Below are 12,668 nucleotides of genomic sequence, written 5' to 3' on the forward strand. Positions count from 1 at the left end.
ATAACATGGCGAGGTGCGTGCATACGGTCGGGGGAAGTTGCTGGCGCTCGCCGTCGGCGTGCTGGCCGCGGCTACCGCGTGCACAGGCCCTGCTCAGACGTCCCCGGCGGTGACCCAGGGAAAGGCGGGCGCCACGGGCGCGGCGAGCCCCTCGCCCAGCGCGCCGCCGCCCGCCGTCACGCGTCAGGAGGCGGCCGAGGCGGTCGCCGAGATCCTGCCCACCGACGACGTGCTGCGCGTGGAGAGCCCCGTGACGGGCCGGCTGCTCCTCGGCACCGACCTGGTCCGCGACGGGCAGCTTGCGCTCACGCAGGCCGCCTTCGAGTCCACCGGCGACCGCCCGCCGCGCTACGCCTGGGGCTCGCCCACCCTCTACGTGCCCAGGTTCGCCCAGGGCGAGCGGGCGCCCTGGTTCAGCGCGCTGGCGACGCGCAACGGGCAGCCGACGCTGCTGACGTTCGCCAAGAGCGGCGACGACTGGCTGCTCAGCTCGGCCGCGCAGCTGCTGCCGGGCCAGGAGCTGCCGCGGGTGCGGCTCGACGCCGACGGCTACGCGACGGCCCTGACGCCCGACGACAAGACCGTCACGATCAGCCCCCAGTACATGGGCCCGGTGCACGCCAGCGTGGCCGAGACCGGGTCGGCCGGGGTGACGGCTGGCCTGCTCGCCGACGGGCCGTACACGACGGAGGTGGCCAGGCAGATCGCCACCGACCGCGAGACGGCCAAGAAGGACGGGTTCAGCTACGACTCGATCTTCAGCGCCGACAACTGGCCGGTCTACGCGCTGCGCACGGCCGACGGCGGCGCGCTGATCCAGTACTCGCTGTCGCGCAACACCTCGACCCGCACCGTCGCCAACAACACCTACATCATCCCGGTGCCGCCGGAGGCGAGCTGGGCCATCTCGACCTCGTCGGTGCGCCGCAGCCTCAAGCTGACCGAGGTCCACCAGTACGCCACGGCGGTGCCCCCGCTGTCGGCCCCGGCCGCCGCCCGGGTCGTCGCCCACGACGGAGCCCTCACCCGCGCCAGCGGCGAGTGAGGGCCCCTTCGGGCGGCTGCTACGCCTCCGTGTGAGGCAGGTTGCTGGCGGCCACCAGCGTGCGGATCGCGCGCAGGGCCACCGAGAGCGTCGCCAGGTCGAAGTGGTCGCTCTCCCAGATCTCCGACAGCGTCTGGCGGGCGCGTCCCACGGCGGCGGCGTTGCCGTCGGTCCACCGGGCCAGCCGCTCCTCGGGCGGCAGGCCGGACGTGCTGTGGGCCAGCACGTCACGGGTCAGCGACGCGTGCGCGGCGTACAGGTCGTCGCGCAGCGCCGAGCGGGCGATGGAGTTCCACCGGTTGTCCCTGGGCAGGGCGATGACGCGCTCGCGCAGGCGGGCCAGCTGCAGGCGGTCGGCCAGGTCGAAGTAGACCTCCGCCACCTCGTTCACCGGACGGCCCGTCAGGGACGCCACCTCGACCAGGTCCAGCGTCGAGTAGGCCGGCACCATCGCCGCCACCCGCTCGGCCAGCTCCTGCGGCACCCCGCGGGCCACGAAGGAGTCGCGGCGCTCCTCGTACGCGGCCAGGTCGGGCCCGGTGAGCAGCTTGGGGATGTGCGCGGACAGCCCGTTGACGCCCTTGAGGAAGAAGGCGACCGACCCGGCCAGGTCGAGCGGCGGACGCCGGTTGACCAGCAGCCAGCGGGTGCCGCGCTCGACCAGCTTGCGGCCCTCCAGCAGCATGGCGATCTGGGTGGCGGTGTCGACCTCGTTGTCCAGCGCCTCCACGGCCCGGTAGAAGCTCGGCAGGTCGAAGACCTCCCGCGCCACCAGGTACGCCCGCACGATGTCGGACGTGGAGGCGCCGGTCTCCTCCGCGAAGCGGAACATGAACGTGGTGCCCATGGCGTTGACCAGCTCGTTCACCACGCAGGTCGTGATGATCTCGCGCCGCAGCGGATGGGCGTCCATGTACGTCCGGAACCGCTCGCGCAGGTCCGACGGGAAGTACGACACCAGGCACGAGGCCAGGTACGGGTCGTCGGGCAGCTCGGAGCCCAGCACCTCGGCGTCGGCCACCAGCTTGGTGTAGGCCAGCAGGACCGAGAACTCCGGCGCGGTCAGCCCGAGCCTGGCCTGCCGCCGCTCGGCCAGCGTCTTGTCCGAGGGCAGGAACTCCAGCTCCCGGTTGACCAGGCCGTCGCGTTCGAGCTTGCGCAGGTAGCGGGCGTGGATGTGGAGCATCTCGACCGCCTGGGCGCGGGCCGCGTCGAGCACCACGTTCTGGGCGTGGTTGTCGCGCAGCACCAGGTCGGCGACCTCGGCGGTCATCGACGTGAAGACCTGGTTGCGCTGCTTGTCGGTCAGCTCGCCGTCGCGCACGACCTGGTCGAGCAGGATCTTGATGTTCACCTCGTGGTCGGAGGTGTCCACGCCGGCCGAGTTGTCGATGAAGTCGGTGTTGACCAGGCCGCCGTTCAGGGCGAACTCGATGCGGGCGAGCTGGGTGAAGCCCAGGTTGCCGCCCTCGCCGATGACCTTGCAGCGCAGGTCGCCGGCGTCCACCCGGAGCATGTCGTTGGCCTTGTCGCCGACGTCGGCGTGGGACTCCGAGCCGGCCTTGACGTAGGTGCCGATGCCGCCGTTCCACAGCAGGTCGACGGGGGCCCGCAGGATGGCGCTGATCAGGTCGTTGGGGGCCAGCGAGTTGACGCCCGCCTCGATGCCCAGCGCCTCGCGCATCTGCGGGGTGATCTGGATCGACTTGGCGGTACGCGGGAACACGCCGCCGCCCGCGGAGATCAGCGAGGGGTCGTAGTCGTCCCAGGAGCTGCGCGGCAGGTCGAACAGGCGTTGCCGCTCGGCGAACGACCGGGCCGCGTCGGGCGTCGGGTCGATGAAGACGTGCCGGTGATCGAAGGCGGCCACCAGCCGGATGTGCTGGGACAGCAGCATGCCGTTGCCGAACACGTCGCCGGACATGTCGCCGATGCCGGCCACGGTGAAGTCGGTGGTCTGCACGTCCACGCCCATGGTGCGGAAGTGGTACTTGACCGACTCCCAGGCGCCGCGGGCGGTGATGCCCATGGCCTTGTGGTCGTAGCCGACCGAGCCGCCGGAGGCGAAGGCGTCGCCGAGCCAGAAGCCGTACTCCTTGGCCACGCTGTTGGCGATGTCGGAGAAGGTGGCGGTGCCCTTGTCGGCGGCGACGACGAGGTAGGTGTCGTCGCCGTCGTGCCTGACCACGTCGGCCGGCGGCACGACCTTGCCGTCGACCAGGTTGTCGGTGATGTCGAGCAGGCCGGAGATGAACATCCGGTAGCAGGCCACGCCCTCGGCCAGCACGTCCTCGCGGGCGCCGGAGGCGGGCGGCTGCTTGACCACGAACCCGCCCTTGGACCCGGTGGGCACGATGACGGTGTTCTTCACCATCTGCGCCTTGACCAGGCCGAGGATCTCCGTCCGGAAGTCCTCCATGCGGTCGGACCAGCGCAGGCCGCCGCGGGCGACCTTGCCGAAGCGCAGGTGCACGCCCTCGACGCGGGGCGAGTAGACGAAGATCTCGTACTTCGGCCGCGGCAGCGGCAGCACGCTGATCGCCTGCGGGTCGACCTTGAGCGAGATGTACGGCTTGCGCTGCCCGTCGACCGTCTGGAAGTAGTTGGTGCGCAGGGTCGCCTGGATCATCTCCAGGTAGGCCCGCAGGATGCGGTCCTCGTCGAGGGAGGCCACCTCGTCGAGGGCGCCCAGGATCTCCTCGTTGAGCGCCTCCACGAGGTCGACCCGCACGTCGTCGCCGCGCCTCGGGTCGAGCTTGGCCTCGAACAGGCGGACCAGCAGCCGGGCCAGCCGCACGTTGCCCAGCAGCACGCGTTCCATGTAGAGCTGCGAGAACGTGCTGCCGGCCTGCCGCAGGTACTTGGCGTAGACCCGCAGGATCTCGACCTGCTCCCAGGTCAGGCCCGCCCGCAGGATGAGGGCGTTGAAGTTGTCGGCCTGGACGCGGCCCTGCCACAGGGCGCTCAGGCCGTCCTGGAAGAGCCGCTTGAAGTCGTTCCTGTCCACCTCGACGGAGGGGGTGTAGCGCAGGCCGAAGTCGTAGATCCAGGCGTTCTTGGTGCTCGCGTCGCCATCCCGGTCGACCTCGTACGGCCGCTCGTCCACGACCTCGACGCCGAGCCGCTGGATCAGCGGCAGCGCCTCCGACAGGGAGATCGGCGAGCCGACCTTGTAGATCTTCAGTCGCCGCTCGCCCTCGGTGGCGTCGTACGGCTCGTAGAGGTTGATCGCCACCTCCTCGCCGTCGGCGACGAGCTGCTCCAGGCGGCGCAGGTCGACCACGGCGACCTTGGGCGGGAAGTCGGCCTTGTACCCCTCGGGGAAGGCGGAGACGTACCTCCTGGCCAGCGCGGGGGCCTCCTCCTCGGAGGTCATCTCGTCGAGGGCGGTGGCCAGGTCGTCCTCCCAGGAGCGGGTGAGCGCGGCCAGGCGCGCCTCCAGCTCCTCCACGTCGACGGAGGGCGCGGGGAGCTGCTTGCCGCGCTCGCCGCGCACGACCACGTGCAGCCGGGCCAGCACGGACTCGCCGATCATCGCGCTGTAGTCGAGCGACCTGCCACCGAGCGCCTTGAGCAGCACCTCCTGCATCTTCAGCCGCACCTTGGTGGTGTAGCGGTCGCGGGGCAGGTAGATCAGGCAGGAGATGTAACGTCCGTAGTCGTCGCGCCGCAGGAACAGCTTGACCTGCTTGCGCTCGCGCAGCCGCAGCACGCCGAGCGCGATCGGCAGGAGCTGGGCGACCGAGGTCTGGAACAGCTCGTCGCGCGGGAACGTCTCCAGGATCTCGATCAGGTCCTTGCCGTCGTGGCTGTCGGGCGCGTGGCCGGCGGCGTTGAGCACCTCGGCCAGCTTGCGCCGCAGCACGGGGATCCTGGAGATCGACTCGTTGTAGGCCACGTGCGTGAACAGGCCGAGGAAGCGGCGCTCCCCGATCACCTCGCCCTCGGGCGAGAACAGCTTGACCCCGATGTAGTCGAGGTAGGTGGCGCGGTGGACGGTGGCCCGGCTGTTGGCCTTGGTGATGATCAGGAGCTGCTTCTCGCGGGCCTTGGCGCGCACCTCCGCGGGCAGCGCGGAGAAGCTGTCGGAGCCGACCTTGTCGTCGCGCAGGATGCCGAGCGCGGCCCCGGGCAGGGCCTTCAGCATCTCGCCCTGGTCGGTGTGCTCCAGCCGGTACTCGCGGTAGCCGAGGAAGGTGAAGTGCCCGTCGGCGAGCCAGCGCAGCAGGTCGAGGCTGTCCTCGACCTCGGCGGGCTCCAGCGGCGGCGGGTTCATGCTCAGGTCTTCCGCCGTCTGGACGGCCAGGGCCCGCATCTTCCTGAAGTCCTCGACCGCGTACCGCACGTCGGCGAGCACCCGCTGCAGGTCGGCCTCGACGCGCCGGAGCACCGCGGGGTCGGCCTGGCGGTCGATCTCGATGTGGATCCACGACTCGACCAGCATCTGGCCGGTGACGTCCTCCTGGCCGCGGCCGAGCATCCGGCCCGTCATGTCGCGGCGCACCCGCATCTGGGGGTGGACCACGAGGTGGATGCCGATGTCCTGCCGGTCGAGCTCCATGGTGACCGAGTCGACCAGGAACGGCATGTCGTCGGTGACCACCTCGACCACCGAGTGCCCCGGGTCCCAGCCGTTCTCCTCCAGCGTGGGGGTGTAGGCGCGGACCACCGCCCGGCCCTGGGGGCGTACCTCGGCGAGCTGTCGCTGGGACATCGCCGGGCCGTACACGTCGACGGGGTTGCGGTCGAGCAGGTCCTCGGGTGCGACATGGCGGTAGTAGAACCGCAGGAAGGAGAGGGCCTCCTCCGCGCTCATGTGCTCGCTGCCGACCGCGCAACTTTCCGCGGCTCTTTGCAGCAGCTCATCCTTGGCCTCGTCGAGCGGCATTTCGCTCTCACTCCTTTGTGAGGGTTTGCCATGACTGTTCATAGCCAGGCTCTTAGTTCCCATAGCGAGGGGAAGTAGTGCAGACGTGTACGTCCGCGGAGTCGGGCGACAGTCGGTCGCCCTCCTCGCCGGACCGCCGACGCGGGGAGAACGGGCGCATCACCGTCGATGCCCACCGAACACCTCCCCCTGAACGCCCGGCCCTGATTCCGGGCGTGTGCCTCGCCGTACCGATATCACCCGAAAAGGGCATAGACGTCAACGTGACATCGACATGGGGGGATCGTCACCGGAGGCCGAGGGGGCAGTCCTGAGGTCGTCGAGCCGGTCGGGAAGCTCGGCCAGCTCGATGAGCTCGGCCTGGCACCGCTCGCACGCGTCGAGGTGGCGTTCGAACGCCTCGTGCTCCTCATCGTCGAGGACGCCGAGGACGTAGGCGGCCACCCCGTCGTGCATCAGCCGGCTACCCCCTTGTCCCGCAGCTGTTCGCGGAGAGCCCGGATCCCGTAGTAGAGCCGGGACTTCACCGTGCCCGGCGGAATCCCCAGAATCTCCGCCGCTTCACTTATCGTACGGTCTCGGAGGTAGGTCTGCTCAATGACTTCGCGGTGTTCGGCGGACAGGCTGCGCAGCGCGTCCGCGACGACGATCGCCGACAGCGCGCGCTCGGAGCCGTCCGGCACCGACATCTGGTCGACTTCGGGCGGCTCGACCTCGTGAGGCCGGGCGCTCTTCCGTCGGCGTCCGTCGATGACGATGCGGCGGGCCACTGTCAGCAGCCACGCCCATAAAAGGCTCGGTTCCCATTGCAGTCTTGCCGAGTTTCGCCAGGCCCTGACCAGCGTCTCCTGTACGACGTCCTCGGCCCATTGCAGATCGTTACCGGTCGATTTGCGTACGTGGCGCAGCAGAGGGCCGCCGAACTCCTGGTAGAGCACCGCGATGCGATGTTCCGCCTCGGCATCCGCACTCTCGAACCTGCCGTCGAGGTGACCTAGCACGGGGCACATCTTTACACCTTCGTTATTGGTCCGGCAGCCACTCCGATAACTCCAGTTATTTCTAACTATCTCCGGTCATGGGTGAACCTGATGGTGTAAGCCCGCGTACCTCCCACCATGCAACGGCTGACAACCATGAGAACCGGGCGCATGGCCGCGGCCATGACCGCTCTTGCCGTGGCGGCGGGCGGCCTGGTGTCCGCCGCCGTCATCGGCGTGGCGCCGGCGCGGGCCGACCACTGCGACCCCGCCCAGGCGAGCCAGGACGACGCCCGCCGCCAGGGCGACCGCGCCCCCGACCAACAGGCCCCGGACCAACAGGCACCCGACCAGCAGGACCCTGACCAGCAAGCGCCGGACCAGCAGGTCCCGGACCAGCAAGTTCCGGATCAGCAGGCCCCGGACCAGCAGGCTCCGGACCAGCAGGTGCAGGGCGGCGGGATCGTGCTGCGCGACCCGGCGCCGTCGCCGGAGCCGGAGAACGCCGGCGACGGCTTCTTCCGCCGCGACCGCTCCCGCCGCACCCCCACGGCCGCGCCCCAGGACCCCCAGGACCCCCAGAACCCGCAGGATCCTCAGAACCCGCAGGATCCCCAGAACCCCCAGAACCCGCAGGACCCCGGTGACCAGTCGCAGGACCGGCGTGGCCGGCCGACCCGGACCGCCTCCCCCTCCCCCACGGCCTCCCAGGACGACGACTGCAAGGACCTCGGCCCGTTCGTCACCGACTTCGTGGACATCCGCCAGGTCCAACCCCTCAGGCTCGACGCGGGCATAGGCAGGAACGGCTCACGCGGCACTTTCGTCGCCCAATGCGGCACCAACCGCAATGGTCACAACAATCCCGACAATTTCATCGTGGCCCCCGGCGTCAGCAACGGCGCCCACCATCTCCACGACTATGTCGGCAACCTGTCCACGGACGGCTTCTCCACCGACGAGAGCCTGGCCGCCGCCGGAACCACCTGCCGCCTAGGGGATAAATCCACTTACTTCTGGCCAGTTCTACGCGACCGCAAAGTGGACGCGAACGTCCAGGACCCCGACGGCAACGTGGGCCAGGTGATCCGCGCCCGTACGGTCAGCCTGCAGTTCCGGGGCAACGCGACCTCCAGGGTCGTCGCGATGCCGAGGTTCCTGCGGCTGATCACCGGCGACGCCAAGGCCGGGACGAACGGCGCCGCGAACGCCCGCGCCCGCTGGAGCTGCACAGGATTCACAAATCGCATAAGTCCCGATAAATATCCGCTTTGCCCGCGCGGAAGTCAGGTTCTTCGTATTCTGGATTTCCCCAGCTGCTGGGACGGTCAGAACACCGACAGCGCCAATCACCGCACGCACGTGGTCTTCCCCGGGCAGAACGGCGCTTGTCCGCAAGGCACCAAGGCGATTCCGCAACTGCGCATGCTCCTCGCCTACACGGTTCCACAGGGTCCGTCGTTCGCCGTGGACGCGTTCCCTGAACAGAAGCACAACCCGGTCACCGACCACGCGGACTTCGCCAACGTCATGCCCGAACGGCTGATGCAGTTCGTCGTCTCGTGCATCAACCGGGGTCGCCGCTGCTGACACGTCCCCATCAGCCTTCCGAGTCGTACCCTCACCCGACCTTGGAGGGAAATAGATGCTCCACAGACGACACCCCCGGCACGCCCCCACCAAGCTGGACACAAGGAATGTCCGGCTGGGGGCGAGCGCCTCGTTGACGGCCGTCCTGTTGTCGGTGTTCGCGCTGGCCAGGACAGAACGCGGCGTCGCGCTGCTCGGCCGAGGAGTGAGTTTCCTAGAGTTCTACGCGGGCGTGTTCGCCCTGGTGCTGCTGACCGCGACGGTCGCGCTCGGCCTGCTCACCACCGAACGCGTGTTCCTGTCCCCGCCCAACCGGGTCAGGGCCCAGCTCGCGCACCGCGCCACCGCCCTCATCGGGCTCGCCTACCTGGTCACGCACATCGTCCTCATGGTCAGCCTGGGACACGCGCCGCCGGGCGCCGCGATCGTGCCGGTCGCCGGGATCTACGTGGGGTTCGGCGCGCTCGCCTTCGACCTGATGGTCGTGGCGGTGGCCACGGGGATGCTCAGGGGCCGCTTCGCCGTCCGGGGCACGCCGTGGCTGTGGCGGCTGCTGCACTCGGCCGCCTACCTGGCCTGGCCCATCGCCATCATGCACGGGCTGACGGCGGGCCGGTCGCCGGCCGGCTGGGTGGCCTGGTCGTACGTGGCGTGCCTGGCCGCGGTCGGGTCCGCGCTGATCGTGCGGGTGCTGGCCACGCTGCGCAGGCCGCCCGTCGTACCGGAGAGGGTCGAGGCCCCCGCCGTGACGGCCGGGGTGGCGGCGGACGTGCCCGTCGAGCGGCCACGGGCGACGGCCGCGGCCACAGCGGCGGCGACAGCGGCGGCGACGGCGGCGGCGACGGCCGACGCGCCGGTGAGCCTGGCCGACGCGCGGCGCAGGTACCGGGAGGCCGGATGAGCCCGCGCCGCGCGACCCCGGGGAGCCGGTCGTGATCCCGCACCGGGTGCCGCGCGTGCTGCGGATGGGCCCGGCCCGGCTGACCGCCGGGCTCGACCACTGCCGGCGGCTCGACCTGCCCGCGCACCGGACGCTGCACGGCGAGCCGCGGCCGCGCGAGCTGGCCGAGCTCATCTCCATGGTGAACGAGGTCGACATGCGCGGACGGGGCGGCGCCGCCTTCCCGTTCGCCCGCAAGCTGCGGGCCGTGGCCGACGCGGCGGGCGCCGGCGAGAGCGTGGTGCTGGTCAACGGCGCCGAGGGCGAGCCGGCCAGCTCCAAGGACGCCATGCTGCTCACCCGCAACCCCCACCTCGTGCTGGACGGCGCCATCCTGGCGGCGGAGGCGCTGGGCGCCCGCGAGGTGGTCGTGGCCACGGTCGAGGGCGAGGTGGCCGAGTCGTCCGTGGCGGCGGCCGTGGCCGAACGCCGGGCCGCGAACGTGTCGGGCGGTTCGGAGAGCCGCATCCCGATCCGGGTGGTCGGGCTGGCGGAGAGGTTCATCAGCGGGGAGGGCGGTGCGCTCGTCCGCGGCGTGAACGGCGAGGAGGCCATCCCGCCGGGAAGGAAGCGGCGGGCCGCGACGAGCGGCGTGGACGGGCTGCCGACCCTGCTGTCCAACACCGAGACCTACGCCCAGTTCGCGCTGCTGGCCGAGTACGGCCCGCAGAAGTACGCCGAGGTGGGCACCAGCAAGGAGCCCGGCACGATCCTGCTCACGGTGAGCGGCGGCGCGGCCAACGGCGCGGTGATCGAGGCGCCGACCGGCGTCCTGCTGGCCGACGTGCTCGCGCTGTGCGAGGCCGAGGCCGGGGACGGCGTGCTGGTCGGCGGCTACCACGGCGCGTGGCTGTCGGCCGAGGTGGCCGGGTCGGCGGTGATCTCGCGCGAGGGCATGAAGCTGGCCGGCGCCACGCTGGGCGCGGGGATCATCGTGCCGCTCGGTGACGGCACCTGCCCGCTGGGCGAGGCGGCCAGGGTGGCCTCGTACCTGGCCGCCGAGTCGGCCGGGCAGTGCGGGCCCTGCCGTCTGGGGCTGCCCGACGTGGCGCGGGCCCTGTGCGCGATCGCCGAGGGCACGGGCTCCGTGGACGCCGTGCGCCGGTGCGTGCGGGCCGTCGAGCGGCGCGGCGCGTGTTTCCATCCCGACGGCACGGCCAAGTTCGTGCTCTCGGCGCTGGACGCGTTCGAGAGCGAGATCGCGCTGCACCTGGAGCACGGCTCGTGCGGCCGGCCGGTGCGCGGCGTGCTGCCGATGCCCGAGCCGGAGGTGGAGCCCGAGTACCGGCTGGAGGTGGACTGGACCCGCTGCCAGGGGCACGGCCTGTGCGCGCACCTGCTGCCGGAGTTCGTGGACCTGGACGACTACGGGTTCCCGTCGTTCCGGAACGTGCCGGGGTGGATGGTCAAGGACGCGCGGCGGGCGGTCGAGATGTGCCCGGCGCTGGCCCTTCGGATCGTCCAGACGAGCGGGGAGGCGCCGAAGCCGCCCGCGTCGCCGCTGCGGCTGGTCAAGGACGGCGTGCTGCGGAAGGCTCCCGGGCTGACGCGGGTGGGGGCCAATGGCAACATCTTCGGCTTTGGCGGGACAGCGGGGTGATGTCGGTAGTGATGTAGTTGTGACGAACTTGTCCGGAGGGCCAGGCGTCTCATCGATCGGTTCGACACGACCGACGGGGGACGCCCATGGACCGCCGCGACTTTCTCCACCTCACCGCGCTCGCGCCGCTGGCCCTGGCCGCCGACGCGAGGACGCCCGCCGCGCCGGCTCCCGGCGCCCCGCCGTACGGCCCGGGTCCCCATAGCCCGGGTCTTCACGGCAGAGGTCTTCACGGGCAGGGTCCACGCGGCGCGGAGCTGGTCGGCGCGCGCGGCGCCGGGCGGTCGGCGCCGCCGCCGGACTGGGCGCGGCTGCGCGGACGGCTCGCCGGCACGCTGGTGCTGCCCGGCGACTCCGGGTACGACGCCGCCCGCCGCCTGGTCAACCCGGCCTACGACCGGATCAGGCCGGGCGGGGTGGCCTACTGCGCGAGCCCGGCGGACGTCTCGGCGTGTCTGGCCTTCGCGCGCGCGAGCGGCGTCGCGGTCACCCCCCGCTCCGGCGGCCACTCCTACGCGGGCTGGTCCACCGGCACCGGCCTGGTCATCGACGTGTCCCGGATGAACACGGTCTCCTACGCCGCCGGACGGGCCACGATCGGGGCGGGCGCCAAGCTGGTCGACGTCTACGACGGGCTGGCCCGGCACGGCGTGAGCATCCCCGCGGGCTCGTGCCCCACGGTCGGGATCGCCGGGCTGGCGCTGGGCGGCGGCATCGGGGTGGTGTCCAGGAAGTACGGCCTGACCTGCGACACCCTGGAGTCCGTCCGCGTGGTCACGGCCGACGGCCGGCTGCTGACGGCGGACGCCACCCACCACTCCGGCCTCTACTGGGCCTGCCGCGGCGGTGGCGGCGGCAACGTCGGCGTCGCGGTCTCCTTCACCTTCCGCACCCACGCCACGCGCGACCTGACCGTGTTCTTCCTGCACTGGCCGTGGTCGAAGGCCGGGGCCGCGGTGCGCGCCTGGCAGTCGTGGGCGCCGTCCGCGCCGGACGAGCTGTGGTCCTCGCTGCACCTGGCGCGCGAGGAACGCGACCTGGACGTGCTCCTCGTCGGCACGTACGTGGGCCCGAAGGCGTCGCTCGACCGGCTGCTCGCCCCGCTGGTCGCCCGGGTCGGCGCGCCGTCGTCGAGGTCGGTGCGGACGACGTCGTACCGGGAGGCCATGATGATCATGGCGGGATGCGCGTCACAGCCGGTGGCGCAGTGCCGCCGGCCGCGGCGGGAGACGTTCGCCGCCAAGTCGCACCTGGCCTACGCCGAGCTCCCCGCTGGCGGCGTGCGCCGCCTGGTGGACGGGGTGGCGCGCGGCGGACGGCACGCCGTGCTGCTGGACGCGCTCGGCGGCGCGGTGGGCCGGGTCAAGCCGGCGGCCACGGCGTTCCCGCACCGGGCCGCGCTCTACAGCGTGCAGTACTACGCGAAGGGCACGGACCGGACGTGGCTGCGCCGGCTGCACGGCGAGATGACCCCCCACTTCGGCGAGCACGCCTACGTGAACTACGTCGACCCCGACCTGACCGGCTGGCGCGGCGCCTACTACGGCCCCAACGCCGCCCGCCTGGCCGAGGTGAAGTCCACCTACGACCCCGACCGGCTGTTCCGCCTGCCGCAAGGCGTCTGA

At 71.5% G+C, this 12,668-nt stretch carries 8 protein-coding genes; 5 read left to right on the forward strand and 3 right to left on the reverse strand.

The annotated features are described in order from the left end of the window. Positions 1 to 13 precede the first annotated feature (13 nt). Complete coding sequence (locus tag ACIBQ8_RS19635; RefSeq protein WP_397192631.1) at positions 14 to 1,045, forward strand: hypothetical protein; 1,032 nt, start codon at positions 14 to 16, stop codon at positions 1,043 to 1,045. Positions 1,046 to 1,064: 19 nt separating this feature from the next. On the opposite strand, the gene ACIBQ8_RS19640 is transcribed toward ACIBQ8_RS19635, so the two are convergent. The 3 genes from ACIBQ8_RS19640 to ACIBQ8_RS19650 form a co-directional block, all read right to left on the reverse strand. Next, positions 1,065 to 5,933: an NAD-glutamate dehydrogenase gene (locus ACIBQ8_RS19640; protein WP_397192632.1), complete on the reverse strand. Its 4,869-nt coding sequence runs from the start codon at positions 5,931 to 5,933 to the stop codon at positions 1,065 to 1,067. Between the two features lie 258 nt (positions 5,934 to 6,191). After that, on the reverse strand, positions 6,192 to 6,389 hold the full coding sequence (locus tag ACIBQ8_RS19645) for a zf-HC2 domain-containing protein (RefSeq protein ID WP_397170189.1): 198 nt from the start codon (positions 6,387 to 6,389) through the stop codon (positions 6,192 to 6,194). Beyond that, positions 6,389 to 6,934, reverse strand: coding sequence for a sigma-70 family RNA polymerase sigma factor (locus ACIBQ8_RS19650; RefSeq protein ID WP_364325670.1), 546 nt, complete (start codon positions 6,932 to 6,934; stop codon positions 6,389 to 6,391). Before ACIBQ8_RS19650 ends, ACIBQ8_RS19645 begins: the two co-directional genes overlap by 1 nt. A gap of 150 nt (positions 6,935 to 7,084) precedes the next feature. Between ACIBQ8_RS19650 and ACIBQ8_RS19655 the strand changes: the two genes are divergently transcribed. The 4 genes from ACIBQ8_RS19655 to ACIBQ8_RS19670 all read left to right on the forward strand — a co-directional run bounded on the left by ACIBQ8_RS19655 (position 7,085) and on the right by ACIBQ8_RS19670 (position 12,668). Beyond that, complete coding sequence (locus ACIBQ8_RS19655) at positions 7,085 to 8,503, forward strand: DUF1996 domain-containing protein (protein WP_397192633.1); 1,419 nt, start codon at positions 7,085 to 7,087, stop codon at positions 8,501 to 8,503. A gap of 55 nt (positions 8,504 to 8,558) precedes the next feature. Then, positions 8,559 to 9,404: a ferric reductase-like transmembrane domain-containing protein gene (locus tag ACIBQ8_RS19660; RefSeq protein ID WP_397192634.1), complete on the forward strand. Its 846-nt coding sequence runs from the start codon at positions 8,559 to 8,561 to the stop codon at positions 9,402 to 9,404. A gap of 31 nt (positions 9,405 to 9,435) precedes the next feature. Then, positions 9,436 to 11,043 carry an NADH-ubiquinone oxidoreductase-F iron-sulfur binding region domain-containing protein gene (locus tag ACIBQ8_RS19665; protein WP_397192635.1) on the forward strand — a complete coding sequence of 536 codons (1,608 nt, stop codon included), beginning with the start codon at positions 9,436 to 9,438 and terminating at the stop codon, positions 11,041 to 11,043. Between the two features lie 86 nt (positions 11,044 to 11,129). Further along, positions 11,130 to 12,668 (forward strand): FAD-binding oxidoreductase, encoded by a 1,539-nt coding sequence (locus ACIBQ8_RS19670; protein ID WP_397192636.1) that lies wholly within the window; start codon positions 11,130 to 11,132, stop codon positions 12,666 to 12,668.

The sequence above is a fragment of the Nonomuraea sp. NPDC049646 genome (genome assembly GCF_044465525.1).
GTDB lineage: Bacteria > Actinomycetota > Actinomycetes > Streptosporangiales > Streptosporangiaceae > Nonomuraea.

Coding starts and splice junctions, on each gene's coding strand:
- ACIBQ8_RS19640 (WP_397192632.1), bottom strand. CDS start 5,933: ATGCCGCTCGACGAGGCCAAGGATGAGCTGCTGCAAAGAGCCGCGGAA.
- ACIBQ8_RS19645 (WP_397170189.1), bottom strand. CDS start 6,389: ATGCACGACGGGGTGGCCGCCTACGTCCTCGGCGTCCTCGACGATGAG.
- ACIBQ8_RS19655 (WP_397192633.1), top strand. CDS start 7,085: ATGGCCGCGGCCATGACCGCTCTTGCCGTGGCGGCGGGCGGCCTGGTG.
- ACIBQ8_RS19660 (WP_397192634.1), top strand. CDS start 8,559: ATGCTCCACAGACGACACCCCCGGCACGCCCCCACCAAGCTGGACACA.
- ACIBQ8_RS19670 (WP_397192636.1), top strand. CDS start 11,130: ATGGACCGCCGCGACTTTCTCCACCTCACCGCGCTCGCGCCGCTGGCC.